Annotated in this window: 12 protein-coding genes and 1 pseudogene; 3 read left to right on the forward strand and 10 right to left on the reverse strand. The window is 64.5% G+C overall.

Going from position 1 to position 14,674, the window contains the following annotated elements; genetic code table 11:
* From nuoC to IAE34_RS13160, 5 genes are all read right to left on the reverse strand, one after another.
* Complete coding sequence (gene nuoC, locus IAE34_RS13140) at positions 1-1,782, reverse strand: NADH-quinone oxidoreductase subunit C/D (protein WP_200139392.1); 1,782 nt, start codon at positions 1,780-1,782, stop codon at positions 1-3.
* A 79-nt stretch (positions 1,783-1,861) separates the two neighbouring features.
* Positions 1,862-2,539 (reverse strand): NuoB/complex I 20 kDa subunit family protein, encoded by a 678-nt coding sequence (locus tag IAE34_RS13145; protein WP_200139393.1) that lies wholly within the window; start codon positions 2,537-2,539, stop codon positions 1,862-1,864.
* Between the two features lie 10 nt (positions 2,540-2,549).
* Positions 2,550-2,963 (reverse strand): NADH-quinone oxidoreductase subunit A, encoded by a 414-nt coding sequence (locus IAE34_RS13150; protein WP_003251427.1) that lies wholly within the window; start codon positions 2,961-2,963, stop codon positions 2,550-2,552.
* Positions 2,964-3,585: 622 nt separating this feature from the next.
* Entirely contained in the window at positions 3,586-4,911 is a 1,326-nt protein-coding gene (aceA, locus tag IAE34_RS13155; RefSeq protein ID WP_200139394.1) for an isocitrate lyase, read from the reverse strand.
* Positions 4,912-5,380: 469 nt separating this feature from the next.
* Positions 5,381-6,115 carry a secretin N-terminal domain-containing protein gene (locus IAE34_RS13160; protein WP_200139395.1) on the reverse strand — a complete coding sequence of 245 codons (735 nt, stop codon included), beginning with the start codon at positions 6,113-6,115 and terminating at the stop codon, positions 5,381-5,383.
* A 199-nt stretch (positions 6,116-6,314) separates the two neighbouring features.
* Here IAE34_RS13160 and IAE34_RS13165 point away from each other — a divergent pair, with 199 nt between their 5' ends.
* Positions 6,315-7,757, forward strand: a complete 1,443-nt coding sequence (locus IAE34_RS13165) for a SulP family inorganic anion transporter (RefSeq protein WP_200139396.1) — start codon at positions 6,315-6,317, stop codon at positions 7,755-7,757.
* A gap of 13 nt (positions 7,758-7,770) precedes the next feature.
* On the opposite strand, the gene IAE34_RS13170 is transcribed toward IAE34_RS13165, so the two are convergent.
* Positions 7,771-8,199, reverse strand: a complete 429-nt coding sequence (locus IAE34_RS13170; RefSeq protein WP_200139397.1) for a hypothetical protein — start codon at positions 8,197-8,199, stop codon at positions 7,771-7,773.
* 157 nt (positions 8,200-8,356) lie between these two features.
* On the opposite strand from IAE34_RS13170, the gene IAE34_RS13175 reads away from it, so the two are divergent.
* Positions 8,357-8,659: a hypothetical protein gene (locus IAE34_RS13175; protein WP_200139398.1), complete on the forward strand. Its 303-nt coding sequence runs from the start codon at positions 8,357-8,359 to the stop codon at positions 8,657-8,659.
* Positions 8,660-8,662: 3 nt separating this feature from the next.
* Here the strand turns inward: IAE34_RS13175 and IAE34_RS13180 are convergent, their stop codons facing one another.
* Positions 8,663-9,913 carry a 2-aminoadipate transaminase gene (locus IAE34_RS13180; RefSeq protein WP_200139399.1) on the reverse strand — a complete coding sequence of 417 codons (1,251 nt, stop codon included), beginning with the start codon at positions 9,911-9,913 and terminating at the stop codon, positions 8,663-8,665.
* Positions 9,914-10,036: 123 nt separating this feature from the next.
* Complete coding sequence (gene gcvA, locus IAE34_RS13185; RefSeq protein ID WP_200139400.1) at positions 10,037-10,933, reverse strand: transcriptional regulator GcvA; 897 nt, start codon at positions 10,931-10,933, stop codon at positions 10,037-10,039.
* Between the two features lie 321 nt (positions 10,934-11,254).
* Here gcvA and IAE34_RS13190 point away from each other — a divergent pair.
* A pseudogene (locus tag IAE34_RS13190) lies at positions 11,255-12,411 on the forward strand (HPP family protein).
* Here the strand turns inward: IAE34_RS13190 and IAE34_RS13195 are convergent.
* Both IAE34_RS13195 and IAE34_RS13200 read right to left on the reverse strand, forming a co-directional pair.
* On the reverse strand, positions 12,385-13,251 hold the full coding sequence (locus IAE34_RS13195; RefSeq protein WP_200139401.1) for a LysR family transcriptional regulator: 867 nt from the start codon (positions 13,249-13,251) through the stop codon (positions 12,385-12,387). The pseudogene IAE34_RS13190 and the gene IAE34_RS13195 sit on opposite strands and share 27 nt — an antisense overlap.
* 6 nt (positions 13,252-13,257) lie before the next feature.
* A complete protein-coding gene (locus IAE34_RS13200) occupies positions 13,258-14,550 on the reverse strand; it encodes a leucine-rich repeat-containing protein kinase family protein (protein WP_200139402.1) in 1,293 nt (430 codons plus the stop codon).
* Between the last annotated feature and the right edge of the window lie 124 nt (positions 14,551-14,674).

Raw genomic sequence — 14,674 nt, forward strand, 5'->3', positions numbered from 1 at the left:
TTAGCGGTCCACGTCAGCCATAACGAAGTCGATACTGCCCAGGTAGGCGATGAGGTCCGCGACCATGCTGCCTTTGATCACCGAGGGGATCTGCTGCAGGTGCGGGTAGCTCGGCGTACGGATCCGGGTGCGGTAGCTCATGGTGCCGCCGTCGCTCGTCAGGTAGTAACTGTTGATACCCTTGGTCGCCTCGATCATCTGGAACGACTCGTTGGCCGGCATCACCGGGCCCCACGAGACTTGCAGGAAGTGGGTGATCAGGGTCTCGATGTGCTGCAGGGTGCGCTCCTTAGGCGGCGGCGTGGTCAGCGGGTGATCCGCCTTGTACGGGCCTTCGGGCATGTTGCGCAGGCACTGGTCGATGATGCGGATGCTCTGGCGCATCTCCTCCACGCGGACCATGCAGCGGTCGTAGGCATCGCCGTTGTGCGCCAGCGGTACCTCGAACTCGAAGTTCTCGTAACCGGAGTAGGGGCGCGCCTTGCGCAGGTCGAAATCGCAACCGGTGGAACGCAGGCCGGCACCGGTGGTGCCCCACTCCAGCGCTTCCTGGGTGTTGTAGGCGGCCACGCCGATGGTACGGCCCTTGAGGATGCTGTTCTGCAGGGCCGCCTTGGTGTATTCGTCCAGGCGCTTGGGCAGCCACTCGACGAAGTCCTTGACCAGCTTGTCCCAGCCGCGCGGCAGGTCGTGGGCGACGCCACCGATGCGATACCAGGCCGGGTGCAGGCGGAAGCCGGTGATGGCCTCGATCACCGTGTAGGCGCGCTGACGGTCGGTGAAGGTGAAGAACACCGGGGTCATGGCACCGACGTCCTGGATGTAGGTGCCCAGGAACAGCAGGTGGCTGGTGATGCGGAAGAACTCGGCGAGCATGACGCGAATCACGTCGACCTTCTGCGGCACCTGGATGCCGGCGAGCTTTTCCACCGCCAGCACGTAGGGCAGGTTGTTCATCACCCCGCCCAGGTAGTCGATGCGGTCGGTGTAGGGAATGAAGCTGTGCCAGGACTGGCGCTCGGCCATCTTCTCGGCACCACGGTGGTGGTAGCCGATGTCCGGGACGCAGTCGACGATCTCTTCGCCGTCCAGTTGCAGGACGATACGGAAGGCGCCGTGGGCAGAGGGATGGTTGGGGCCGAGGTTGAGGAACATGTAGTCCTCGTTCGCACCCTGGCGCTTCATGCCCCAGGCTTCAGGATTGAAGCGCGCCGACTCCTCTTCCAGCTGTTGCTTGGCAAGGTTCAGCGAGTAGGGGTCGAACTCGGTGGCGCGAGCCGGGAAGTCCTTGCGCAGCGGGTGACCTTCCCAGGTCGGCGGCATGAGGATGCGCGACAGGTGCGGGTGGCCGGCGAAATCGATGCCGAACATGTCCCAGACTTCGCGTTCGTACCAGTTGGCGTTGGGCCAGATACCGGTCACCGACGGCAGGTTTAGGTCACCTTCGCTGAGCGACACCTTGATCATCACGTCGCTGTTACGCTCGACCGACAGCAGGTGGTAGAACACGCTGAAATCGGCCGCAGGCAGGCCGCGACGCTGGGTGCGCAGGCGCTCGTCGACGCCGTGCAGGTCGTACAGCATGCTGTAGGGCTTGGGCACGTGGCGCAGGAAGGACAGCACGTCCCGCAGTTGGGCACGCTTGACCCACAGCACCGGCATGCCGGTACGGGTCTCCTGGGCGACGAACGCGTCGGCGCCAAAACGGGTGTGCAGTTCGACGACCACATCCTGGTCGTCAGCCTTGTAAGGCGGAATATAAATAGCGGTGTCCGCTGTCATGGTCTCGGTCGCTTTGAGTCAACGTAGAGAATGAAGCCAGGCCGCCGACTCCCTCGGGAGTGGGCGGCAGATCGCTGGATCAGACTTCGTCGGGGCTGCGCAGGTTGGTTACCGCGATACGCTGTTCGCGACGCAGGTCCTTCTGGGCCGGCATCTCGGCACGGTAGATGCCTTGATCGCCCACCACCCAGGAAAGCGGGCGTTGCTCCTGGCCGATGGATTCCTGCAGCAGCATCAAGCCTTGCAGGAATGCCTCGGGGCGCGGCGGGCAGCCCGGCACGTAGACGTCCACGGGGAGGAACTTGTCGACCCCCTGAACGACCGAGTAGATGTCGTACATGCCGCCGGAATTAGCGCACGAACCCATGGAGATGACCCACTTGGGTTCGAGCATCTGCTCGTAGAGGCGCTGGATGATCGGCGCCATCTTGATGAAGCAGGTGCCGGCGACGACCATGAAGTCGGCCTGGCGCGGCGAAGCCCGGATGACTTCGGCACCGAAGCGGGCGATGTCGTGGGGCGCCGTGAAGGCCGTGGTCATTTCCACGTAGCAGCAGGACAGGCCGAAGTTGTACGGCCACAGGGAGTTCTTGCGACCCCAGTTGACCGCGCCGCGCAACACATCTTCGAGCTTGCCCATGAAGATGTTCTTGTGGACCTGGTCCTCGAGCAACTGGTCGGTGACGGTTTCCCGATCGCCTACCGGGTATTGCTCGTTGGGGGCATCCGGATCGATTCTGGTGAGATTGTATTGCATTGCCAAAGCCTCATTGTTTCAGCTTCGCTTGCCGCTTGCGACGACCTTCGGGTGCCCAGTCAAGGGCTCCGACGCGCCATAGGTAGACAAGACCTGCCAACAGAATTGCTATGAAAACGAGTGCTTCGACGAATCCGGTCCAGCCGCTTTCGCGGACGGACACAGACCATGCAAAGAGAAAGAGGGCTTCGATATCGAAGATCACGAACAGCATCGCGACCAGATAGAATTTGGCGGACAGGCGCAGGCGGGCGCTGCCGACGGGCAGCATGCCGGATTCGAAGGGTTCGTTCTTGGCGCGACCCCAGGCCTTGCTACCGAGCAGGCTGGACAGGCCGAGCATGAAGGCGCACAGGCCGACGACACCCAGGAGGAAGATGGCAAAGCCCCAGTTGTGGGCGATGAGTCCTGCCGAATCGGACATGCTTGTAATCCTTATACAGAGACCCAGCTCTGCAGTCTGAAATAAGTAGAGCGGCGACGCCTTGTCGCGGGTGCAGTGACCAAATGTCGCAGCTGAATCAATCTCGCTGATTTTATGGGTAAACCTGCGGCAAGTAAAATTTCCGAAGCAAATTTATGCGCCGCAGTTACCACGCGATCGGCGCGTAACTGGCTGAAGGCCTTGAGATTCGGGCATTGCAGCTGAATTCTCAATTATGTTTCTTGCAAGTGGTAATGAATTGCAAGTTCCGTAATGATAATTAATATCGTTTAGGGCGTGATCCTTTAACTTGGTAGTAACGAGGCCTTCGAAGTTGTCCGCACCCCCACGGGCACTTGCAAATGCGAAAGACTCCTGTTCTACCGGTTTTTTCTCCAACGGATAGCGCTCTGGATCAATGCTTTGGCGGTTGAGTTCAAGCATAGACGGGATATGCGGGGAGGGTGGGCTGCGCGGCGGCGCAGGTCGGCGAGGGTCTGGGCACACTCGGCGCTCATCGGGACCGGTGCATGGCGCTATCAGCGTTCCACTCCCTGGGCTGCGCCTGCGAAAAAGCCCGAGGCGCTCGCACGCCTCGGGCTCTCTGGACGGGTCGAGCCGATCAGTGGAACTGTTCTTCCTCGGTCGAGCCGGTGAGCGCGGTCACCGACGAAGCGCCGCCCTGAATCACGGTGGTCATGTCATCGAAGTAGCCGGTGCCCACTTCCTGCTGGTGTGCCACGAAGGTGTAGCCCTTGTTGGCGTCGGCGAATTCCTGCTCCTGCAGCTTCACGTAGGCGGTCATGTCGTTGCGGGCGTAGTCGTGCGCCAGGTTGAACATGCCGTGCCACATGTTGTGGATGCCGGCCAGGGTGATGAACTGGTGCTTGTAGCCCATGGCCGACAGCTCGCGCTGGAATTTGGCGATGGTGGCGTCGTCCAGGTTCTTTTTCCAGTTGAAGGATGGCGAGCAGTTGTACGACAGCAGCTGGTCCGGATATTCCTTCTTGATCGCTTCGGCGAACCGACGCGCCTCGTCCAGGTCGGGCTTGGCAGTCTCGCACCAGATCAGGTCGGAGTAGGGCGCATAGGCCAGGCCCCGGGCGATGGCCTGGTCCAGGCCGGCACGCACCTTGTAGAAACCTTCGCGGGTGCGCTCACCGACCACGAAGGGTTGATCGTAGGGATCGCAGTCGCTGGTCAGCAGGTCGGCAGCGTTGGCGTCGGTCCGTGCCAGGATGATGGTCGGCACGCCGCAGACGTCCGCTGCCAGGCGGGCGGCCACCAGTTTCTGCACGGCTTCCTGGGTGGGTACCAGCACCTTGCCGCCCATGTGGCCGCACTTCTTCACCGAGGCCAGCTGGTCTTCGAAGTGCACGCCCGCCGCACCGGCCTCGATCATGTTCTTCATCAGTTCATAGGCGTTGAGCACGCCACCGAAACCGGCTTCGGCGTCGGCGACGATGGGCGCGAAGTAATCCACATAACCGGCATCGCCCGGGTTCTTGCCGGCTTTCCACTGGATCTGGTCGGCGCGGCGGAAGGCGTTGTTGATGCGCTTGACCACGGTGGGCACCGAGTCGACCGGATACAGCGACTGGTCGGGGTACATGGACTCGGCCGAGTTGTTGTCGGCTGCGACCTGCCAGCCGGACAGGTAGATGGCCTGGATGCCGGCCTTGACCTGCTGCACGGCCTGGCCGCCGGTGAGGGCGCCCATGCAGTTGACGAAATCTTTTTCCGGGCGGAAGGAGGGGTGCGCGCCCTCGGTGACCAGTTTCCACAGTTTTTCGGCGCCCAGGCGGGCCAGGGTGTGCTCCGGCTGCAAGGAGCCGCGCAGGCGAACGACATCGGCGGCGGTATAGGTACGGGTCACGCCTTTCCAGCGCGGGTTTTCCGCCCAGTCTTTCTCGAGGGCTGCAATTTGCTGTTCGCGTGTCTGTGCCATGGAAATGAACCTCGTCGCATCGATCTTGAAGGTAATTGTGCTGATGCCCAGGTGCCCGATCAGGAGCGAACTGTCCTTGCGGCAGGCGTGAGGCGAACGAGAAGGCACGAGGGAGGGGCGCGGATCGGAGCCAGGAGGCCTGCCGGGCAGATGAATGCCTGGCGAGCGCCGAAGTGCCGATGCTGCAGTGGAGCTCATCCATCCCTCGAAACGACTTCCGGGTCGCACTCGCACGCTCGTCGAACGGCCTTGTGGGCGGTGTGGACACGAAGCGCCTCCGGGGTGGCGAGAGGACGCTCCACAGGGCCTGGTCAGGCCCCTGATCAGCGGGAGCGGGGCCATCATGCCCCTGGCCAAATTATCCTGTCAAACGATTTGTAGTGCTTTTTTATACCCACTACATCTTTGGTCTAAGACGACTCTTTGGTCATTTTCGAGGCCTTCGGTCGAAGCCGCGAAGGCCCTGGGCTCAGTCGACGAGGTCGACTTTTACCCGCAAGGTCATGTTTTCCCCGCGCTGCGTGCTGTAGGTATGGCTGGAAGGGTCGATCTTGGCCTGGCTTTGCTGGTTGTACCCCCCCAGTTCGATCCACTGGCCGAGCGTACCGGTGACTGTTGTGTCGGTGCTCTGAACATTCACTACATCCTGGCGTTCGCGGCTCATTCGGTCGTTGTTCGTGCTGATTTGCAGCCTGACCGTATCGCCGGTCACCGTGGGCGTGACGTAGAAACCCTGGGTCACGTTGCGGTACCGGGTATCGCTTTGCACGCGACCGTAACTGTCGCTGGAGGTGCTGGTCACGGGGATGCTCTGGCCTGTCTGGATCAGGGCAGGCTGCCCTTCGCTGGCACGCACCTGCTGCAGGCCTCCCTCGCGATTGCCGGTGCCATACTGGATGATCCGCGCATTGCCGCGGGTGTCCTGGTAGTTGCTGTCATCGGTGTCCACGCTGATCAGCAACCGCCGGGGCATGGTATCGAGTTGCTGCAGCAGGCTACGCAGCTCGGCGATGCGCTCGGCGCTGGCGTTGACGATGAGTTTGTCTTCGAAGGCGCTGACGGTGCCGTCCTTGCCCAGGAAAGACTGAGCGCTCGGCAGCAACTCGGCCGTGCTGCGATGCTGCAGGGGCAGTACTTCGGTAGCTGCCTGGGCCGAGACACTGGAGGCCAGCAGGAGCACGGCAATGAGGGGGCGTAGCGGCATGGTCGGGGTCTCCACAGGTGGAATCGACATGATGGCAAATTTACTCGGATTGTGCCGCGCCGGAATCACATACAACGCACATCTCAGCCCACCTCTACTGGCCGCTGCATGACAAATTCCGTAACATCGCGCTCCTCTTTTCGCCCCTGATCCGAGCACGGCCCGCCCGTGGCTCTGGCAGACAGTTTCCGGGATCGTCATGAAACCTGCTCGACTTCGCGCCGAGGTGCTCGCTGGCCTCACCACCTCCTTCGCTCTGGTGCCCGAGTGCATCGCCTTCGCCCTGGTGGCCCATCTCAACCCGTTGATGGGCCTGTACGGGGCCTTCATCATCTGCACCCTGACCGCGCTGTTCGGCGGGCGTCCGGGCATGATCTCCGGCGCTGCCGGCTCGATGGCCGTGGTGATCGTGGCGCTGGTGGTGCAGCACGGTGCCCAGTACCTGCTGGCGACCGTGCTGCTGGGTGGTGTGGTGATGGTCCTGTTCGGCGTCCTGCGACTGGGCAAGCTGGTGCGGCTGGTGCCCTATCCAGTCATGCTCGGCTTCGTCAATGGGCTGGCGATCGTCATCGCCATGGCCCAGCTGGAGCACTTCAAGCACGACGGCCACTGGCTGATGGGCACGCCGCTGTACCTGATGCTCGGGCTGGTGGCGCTGACCATGCTGGTGGTTTACCTGCTGCCGAAGCTCACTCGCGCGGTGCCGCCGGCATTGGTGGCGATCCTGGGCCTTGGGGTTCTGGTCTATCTGCTCGACCTGCCCACCCGCACGCTGGGGGACATGGCGCACATCGCTGGCGGCCTGCCGCAATTGGCCCTGCCGCAGGTACCCTGGTCACTGGAGACGCTCAGGATCATCGCGCCCTATGCCGTGTTGATGGCCATGGTGGGGCTGCTGGAAACCCTGCTGACGCTCAACCTCACCGATGAGATCACCGAGAGCCGCGGCTTCCCCGACCGTGAATGCGTGGCGCTGGGAGCGGCCAACATGGTTTCCGGGCTGTGCGGTGGCATGGGCGGCTGCGCGATGATCGGTCAGACGGTGATCAACCTCGGCTCCAACGGGCGCGGCAGGCTTTCCGGTGTGGTGGCCGGGGTGATGATCCTGCTGTTCGTGCTGTTCCTGTCGCCGTTGATCGAGCGCATTCCGCTGGCGGCGCTGGTCGGCGTGATGTTCGTGGTCGCCCAGCAGACCTTCGCCTGGGCATCGCTGCGGGTGTTGCACAAGGTGCCGGCCAGCGATGTACTGGCCATCGTCGCGGTCACCGTGGTCACGGTATTCACCGACCTGGCGGTGGCGGTGATGTTCGGCATCGTCATCGCAGCGATCAACTTCGCCTGGCAGCATGCCCGCGAGCTGTATGCCGACAGCCACGACGACGGCGAAGGTGGCAAGCGCTACCAGGTGCACGGTACGCTGTTCTTCGCGTCCACCACACCGTTTCTCGATCAGTTCGACCCAGCCCGTGACCCGGCCAGCGTCACCCTGGACTGCAAGCACCTGAGTTTCGTCGACTACTCGGCCGTCGCCGCCCTGAAGACGCTGCGCGAGCGCTATGCCAAGGCCGGCAAGCACCTGCGGGTGGTGCACCTGTCGGACCGCTGCAAGAAGCTGCTGCGCCGTGCAGGCGAGCAGCACTGAGATCGACGGTCGCTCAGTCGACCTGCGCTTGCAGCATCCACACACCTTCCACTTCGCGGGCCAGGCCGCTGGCCGGCAACAGGGCCAGCAGGCGCCCGTGCAGGGCGCTGTCGGTGAAGGTGCGGACGGTGTCCAGGTCCAGCGCCCCGACCGGGGTGAGGTCGGCCTTGGTGTAGGACAGCCAGGCCTTCTTGATCATTTGCAGCACGTCGCTGCCAGCGGTGCTGGCAAAGCGGCGATGCAGCGCCCGACCCTCGAGTTCGAAGGTATGACGGTGAGTGAAACCGCTCTCGTCGCCGCCCAGTTCGAGGCAGCGGTGGCAGCGGCAGGCGCCGTCGCCGAAGGCGTTGCGCAGGTAGGCGTTGAAGTCCGTGACGGGCTTGAGGGACAAGCGTTTGTCGACCTCGAACAGGTCGGCGATCAGGGGTTGTTCGGCGCTCACGTGGTGTCCTCGTCTGGTGGGGCGTGCTTCGGCGGGCACCCTAACAGATCGGCGTCGGCAGATCACCTGCGCGCGCACCGCCGGCCCGGGCTAGAGACAATAACCCGCGCCTGCCGTACTCTACGCGCCCACTTGCCGTTACCCCGAGGAACATCGCTTGAGCACCCAATACCCTTACATCGCCACCGTCACCGTCAGCGCCGAAGATCGCGGTGGGGATGCCGAGGCGTCGGAAAATCCCGGCATGCGCGTGGGCTTGGAGGCAGTGACCGAAACCCTGAAGAAGGTCCACTTCGTCGGCACGTTGGCCGCGCCGGAGAAGCCGGCCACGCATATCTGCGTCACCCTGGAAAATGGTCTGACGTACTACGGGCCGATCGTCAATGGCCACGCCGAGCTCGAAGGCGGCTGGATCGCCTTCGAGTCCGACATGCTCACCCCGCAGGAACTGGGTCTGTGAAGATCAATCCAGCTCCGCCAGGCACCGTTCGAGAATCGCCAGTCCCTGGTCGAGCAGCTCGGGCTCGATGGTCAGCGGTGCCAGCAGGCGAATGATGTGGCGCGCCTTGCCGCTGGGCATCAGCAGCAGGCCGCGCTGCCTGGCAGCGTCCATCACCTTGGCCAGCTGCGCGGTCGCAGGGCTGCCGTCGGCATTGACCAGTTCGATGCCACGCATCGCGCCGACTCCGGTGAGCCGACCCAGGTAGCGACACGATCCCTCATGCTGCCAGCGTGCATGGCTCGAAGCGATGGCCTGGGCCTGACGTTCGCCCCAGGTCGCAAGATTCGCATCGCTCATCTGCGCCAGGCTGGCCAGCGCCGCGGCGCAGGCGATCGGATTGCCCGAGTAGGTGCCGCCCAGCCCGCCCCGCGGCAAGGCGCCGAGCAGGTCGCGGCGGCCCATCACCGCGCCCAGGGGCATGCCGCCGGCGATGCTCTTGGCCAGCAGCAGCAGGTCGGGCTCGATACCCAGTCGCGGGAAGTCGAAACGCTGCCCGGTGCGGCCAAAGCCCGACTGGATCTCGTCGATGATCAGCACAATACCGTGGCTGTCGCACAGCCGGCGCAGCGCTTGAGCGAAGGCCGGATCCAGCGCGAGAAAGCCGCCTTCGCCCTGCACGGGCTCGAAGATGAAGGCGGCCACGTCCTCCAGGGCGATCTCCACGCTGAACAGGCGCTCCAGCGCCGCAAGCGCCTGCTCGCACGTGATGCCGGTATCGCGGCTGGGGTAGGGCAGGTGGTACACCGGACCAGGCAGTTCGCCGACGCGCTGCTTGTAGGGCGCAACCTTGCCATTGAGGTTCAAGGTGGCCAGCGTGCGGCCATGGAAGCCGCCGTCGAAGGCGATCACGGCCCGCTTCCCCGTGGCGGCACGGGCGATCTTCAGCGCGTTTTCGGCTGCCTCTGCGCCGCTATTGGTCAGCATGCCGGCCACGGGATAGCTCACTGGAACGAATTCGGCCAGGCGCCCCATCAGTTCCACGTACGGCGCATGGGGTGCGGCGTTGAACGCGTAGTGGGTCAGGCGTGCGGCCTGCGCCTGTATCGCCTCGACCACTGCCGGGTTGCAATGCCCCAGGTTGAGCACGCCGATACCCCCGACGAAATCGATGTAGCGCTGGCCCTCGGTGTCCCAGACCTCGGCATTGCGGCCGTGGGACAGGGTGATGGGGTGGACGATGGCGATGGAAGAGCTGATGGTGTCCTGGTTCATGCCGCGCGTGACCTTGTTCGAATGTCGCGCTATCCAATCGCGCGAGACAGGTTCGGGCAAACGAATTATTCGATTGGGGTCATTCCCAGGATTCGTGACGTAATTGTGGCCGCAAGATCGGCACTAGTGGCTGGCGGCGACCTGTTCCTGAATCCACTGCACGAAGGCTTTCACTTTGGGCACCTCGGCGGCGTGCTCGGCATGGGCCATGAAGTGCCGGCCATTGCTGGGCAGTGGATGGTCCCACGGCACCACCAGCTTGCCTTCGTGCAGTTCCTCGGCCACCAGGTAACGGGGAATCAGCGCGATGCCACAGCCGGCGATGGCAGCGCGGATGCACAGGTAGAAGGTGTCGAAACGCGGTCCATGGTAGCTGTTCTGGCTGTGCAGCCCCAGGCCCAGGAACCACTCGTGCCAGGCTTCCGGCCGCGAGGCGCACTGCAGCAGGCGATGCTCGGCCAGCGCCTGGGGGCTGTCCGGGCGATGGCTGGACAGCCATTGCGGGGTACAGACCGGCACCACTTCTTCGCTGAACAGCTCCACGCACGTGGCGCCCGGCCAGGTGCCCTGGCCGAAGAAAAAGGCGATGTCGGCCTTGGCCCGCACCAGGTCGAAGGGTTCCAGTTCGTTGCGCACATCCAGGTGAATGCGCGGGAAGCGCTCGCCGAACCCCTTGAGGTGAGGCACCAGCCAGCGGGCGCCGAACGTGGGCTGGGTCGCGATGCGCAGCACTTCGGTTTCGTCGCCATAGCTGAGGATGTAGCGGCTGGACATGTCGATCTGGGTGAGGATCTTGTTCACCTCGGTGAGGTACAGCGCCCCCGCTGGGGTCAGGTGCAACCGGCGACGGATGCGCTGGAACAGCGGGTGGCACAGCATGTCCTCGAGCTGCGCCACCTGCTTGCTGACCGCACTCTGGGTCAGGTGCAGTTCCTGGGCTGCGCGGGTGAAGCTCAGGTGGCGCGCGGCCGCTTCGAAGCACTGCAAGGCGGTGGTGGAAGGCATGAGGCGTTTGGACATGACAGGCATTACCGATTGATGAAATGTGAGGTTCATTCCGTGGAGGAATCTACTGCGTCGGACAGCGGGGCGTAGATTACTACGGGTCCGGACGGAGGATGACAACGGCTCGCTGCACGGCACAAGGTTGCGCATTCGGCCAGAGGCCGCTTCGCGCGCTGAGCGCCTGGTGTATCTCAGCCGCCCACACCTCAGGAAAAGTGCTGGTCAGGCGCAATTTTTTGCGTTGGTCGTGCGCCCGCCCACGCGGCACAATCACTCGCCGTCGGCCTGTGCGCCACGCGCCCTCGCACCAACTCGTCCAGGAACACGCCTCCGTCGATGTCTGCTTCACGCCCTGAAACTCGTCTGCAACGCCTGCTGCCGCGCCCCTTGAACATTCCACCGGCTCAGTGGCTACGGGCTGCGGTGGGGCGCTGCTTGCCCTGTTTCTCGCTGGCTGGTCATGCAGCCTGGTGTATGGCCCCTCCATCGCGCTGCACCTGCTCGGTCCCCTGGCGGCCTCGGCGGTGCTGGTGTTCGCCGTGCACTCAGGGCCTTTGGCGCAGCCCTGGCCGGTACTGGGCAGCTATGCCGTGGCGGCGCTGCTCGGGCTGGTGCTGCGTGAGGTACTCGGCCCGCACCTGTGGGTCGCGGCGCTGGCGCTGGGAGCTGCCTTGCTGCTGATGGGCCTGCTGCGTTGCCTGCATCCACCGGGTGGCGGGGTGGCGGTCAGCGCTGTGCTGGCCGATCCGAGTCTGGCTGGACTGGGCGATCATCTGCTCGCTCCGGTCATGCTCAACGCCGTGGTTCTGGTTGGCGTGGCCGTGCTGTACAACCGCCTCACCGGCGTAGGCTACCCGAAGCGGGCCAGACCGCGCGCCGAGCCGCACCTTACACAGGATCCGCCACCGGATGAGCGGGTGGGTGTCCGCGGCGCAGACCTGGACAGCGCGCTCGAGGAGCTGGGTGAATTCGTCGACGTCACCCGCGAGGAACTCGAGCGCATCATTCTGGCCACCGAACGACACGCATTGCAGCGCAGCCTGGGCGGTATCACGGCAGCCTCGGTGATGTCCCGCGACGTGCAGTCGGCCACCCCGCAGACCACCCTGGATCAGGCGTTCGACCTGCTCGCCCAACACGCTCTCAGAACCCTGCCGGTCATGCAGGCCGGGCGCCTGGTCGGCATCGTCGGCGTCGGCGATCTGCTCGCTGCGGCGATTGCACGGGGGCGCTTCAGTTGGCGTGGCGCGTTCGCGCGTCGGCCGCTGCGACTGGCCGGGATCATGCGTGAGCCGGTGCACAGCGTCGCCAGCGACCATCCGCTCGAAGGGCTGTTGCCGCTTCTGGGCCAACAGGGCGGGCATTGCCTGCCGGTGGTCGACGGCGACACGCTGGTCGGCGTGGTGACCCAGACCGACCTGATCGCCGGGCTCAGGCGCCACCTGCTCAGTGCACCGGCGCCGCAGTCAGGCCAGCGGGTCCCAGCGCTGTGACCAGTCGCTGCGATTCTCGGCCAGTTGGCCACGCAGCACGGCCAGGGCACGCTGAAGCCACTCGCTGTCACGCTCGCGTGCGTATACCAGGTAGGTGGGGTAGGTGAACTCGGGCGCCTGGGGTACCCGTTGCAGAATGCCCCGGTCGAGATAGGCCTGCACCACACGGGTACGGAAATAGCCGCTACCGCCGTGTTCGAGGATGAATTGCAGGGCCAGCGGGCCAAGGTTGAAGCTCAGCGCCGGGCGCGCCAGTTCCGGCAGCGCGGCATCGTGCTGGCAGCGAAACGCTTCGCCCCAGTCGATGTAGATATAGGGCGCGGGCTGGTCGCTGCGGCAGATGCGCACCAGCTTCTCCTCCATCAACTGCTCGACTTGGAGACCGGCGTCGTAGCGTGGTTCATAGACCAGCGCAGCATCGAGCAGGCCCGTGTCGACCTTGTGCAGCAAAGTCTGGCCGTCGCCGACCTCGCAGTGGATCGACAGTCCGGGCAAAGCTTGATGCAAGGCACTGACCCAGTCGAGCAGTAACGGGTTGCCCAGGCTCACCTCGCCGCCCAGGCGCAGGACCTGGGCGCCGCCTGTTGGCAAAGGCAGGTCACGGCGCGCCGCCTCCCAGGTGTGCACCAGCTGCTGGGCATAAGCGATGAAGGCTTCGCCATCGCGGGTCAGGCTGGCGCCGTTGCGACTGCGCACGAACAGTTGGCAGCCGAGCTGCTGCTCCAGGCGCTGCACCCGCGCCGAGATGGCCGTCTGCGAGACGAAAAGACCTTCGGCGGCGGCTACCAGGCTGCCGCAGCGCACGATTTCGAGGAAGGTTCTGGCTTGATCGATGTCCATGGCGCTTCAGGCGGGTGCCAGCCACTGGGCCAACTGCGCGAAGCGTGGTCGCGCGCTCACCTGCGGCTGCTGGCAACGTTCGGCCAGGGCCTGCAAGGCGACATCGGTTTCCACGCAGCTGTCGAGCAGTTCCTGGAGCAGAATGCCGAAGGCGCGTACCTCCAGGCGTTCGATGGCCTGTCCCGTGGCATCGTCACCCTGCGGATGGAACGAAGCGGCGCCGAAATCCCCCAGCAGGCAATCGCCCTCGGTATCGCAGAGAATGTTGTGCGCGTAGAGGTCGCCATGGTTGATGCCGCGGGCATGCAAGTGCGCGGCTGCCGAAGCGATGCCCGCCAGCAGGCGGCGCGCTGCGCGCAATGTGGGGCGAGGTGCGCAGGGGTAGCGATCGCGGGTGCAGCTGTCCAGGCTGGGTGGGCCGGCGAGGTTGAACCAGTCCGGATCGATCAGTCGCATCACCAGCGCAGCCCGTTGCGAGGGATGATCGTCGATGCGTCCGATCACCCCCACCAGGTGCCTATGGTCGCCAGCGACCAGGCAGGCGCGCATTTCAGCCAGGGGCGATCCATCGCTGGTGACGTCGCCCTTGTACAGCTTGACCGCCACCGGCTCGGTTTGGCCGAGCCGCCGTGCGAGATAGATCACGCCTGAGGCGCCGCAGCCGAGCGCCTCGTCCAGTTCTAGATCTGCCCATGCGATGCGCGGGCAATCGGGCTGCGCTGTCGCTGTGCTCAGGGCTGGCGCCAGCGGGTTGTCGGCGTAGGCCAGCCAGGCCAGCCGGGGCAAGCTCAGCAGCCAGGGGGGCAGGGTGGTCAGGCGGTTGCAGGCGATGCGCAGCAGTTCCAGGCGTTGGCAGGCTGCCAGGCTGTCCGGAAGATGGGTCAGGCGGTTGCCGGCCAGCATGAGCTTTTGCAACTGCGCGCAGTGCCCTAGTGCTTCGGGCAGACATTCGAGCTGATTGTCCGTGAGCACCAGCGAGCGCAGGCTGCTGGGCAAGGCCTGGGCGTCGATCTGGCGGATGCGGTTGCTCTTGAAGCCCACCGTTTCCAGGCGTTCGCAACGGCCAATGGCGTGAGGCAGATGGACGAAGCGGTTCTGCGAGCAGAACAGCACCTTGAGCCGGGTCAGCCGATGCAGGTCCTCGGGCAGGTCGCACAGGGCGTTGCCGCTCAGGTTGAGCACTTCCAGGGTGTCGGCCAGATCGAAGATTTCCCGCGGAAAGGTCGACAGGTTCTGGCACAGGTCCAGGCGAACGAGGCCGCGCAGGTGGCCGGCTTTGAGGTCTTCGAGGCTGTGCATGGGGGCGTCTGCAAGGCGTGGGAGGGCCATTCTAAGGGGCGCGGCGGGCATTGCAAATCTGCACAAGGGTTGCGAGACAACTCCCGTGGCGCTGGTGCCTGGGCAAGCCATACTCAAGGCTGGC

The sequence above is a fragment of the Pseudomonas sp. S30 genome (genome assembly GCF_016518545.1).
In the GTDB taxonomy this organism is placed as follows: Bacteria; Pseudomonadota; Gammaproteobacteria; order Pseudomonadales; family Pseudomonadaceae; genus Aquipseudomonas.

Bases quoted from the DNA above. Each gene is read 5' to 3' on its own strand.
- IAE34_RS13195 (WP_200139401.1), bottom strand. From the start codon at position 13,251: ATGGACATCGATCAAGCCAGAACCTTCCTCGAAATCGTGCGCTGCGGC.
- IAE34_RS13160 (WP_200139395.1), bottom strand. From the start codon at position 6,115: ATGCCGCTACGCCCCCTCATTGCCGTGCTCCTGCTGGCCTCCAGTGTC.
- IAE34_RS13180 (WP_200139399.1), bottom strand. From the start codon at position 9,913: ATGAACCAGGACACCATCAGCTCTTCCATCGCCATCGTCCACCCCATC.
- IAE34_RS13145 (WP_200139393.1), bottom strand. From the start codon at position 2,539: ATGCAATACAATCTCACCAGAATCGATCCGGATGCCCCCAACGAGCAA.
- aceA (WP_200139394.1), bottom strand. From the start codon at position 4,911: ATGGCACAGACACGCGAACAGCAAATTGCAGCCCTCGAGAAAGACTGG.
- IAE34_RS13150 (WP_003251427.1), bottom strand. From the start codon at position 2,963: ATGTCCGATTCGGCAGGACTCATCGCCCACAACTGGGGCTTTGCCATC.
- IAE34_RS13165 (WP_200139396.1), top strand. From the start codon at position 6,315: ATGAAACCTGCTCGACTTCGCGCCGAGGTGCTCGCTGGCCTCACCACC.
- gcvA (WP_200139400.1), bottom strand. From the start codon at position 10,933: ATGTCCAAACGCCTCATGCCTTCCACCACCGCCTTGCAGTGCTTCGAA.
- nuoC (WP_200139392.1), bottom strand. From the start codon at position 1,782: ATGACAGCGGACACCGCTATTTATATTCCGCCTTACAAGGCTGACGAC.
- IAE34_RS13200 (WP_200139402.1), bottom strand. From the start codon at position 14,550: ATGCACAGCCTCGAAGACCTCAAAGCCGGCCACCTGCGCGGCCTCGTT.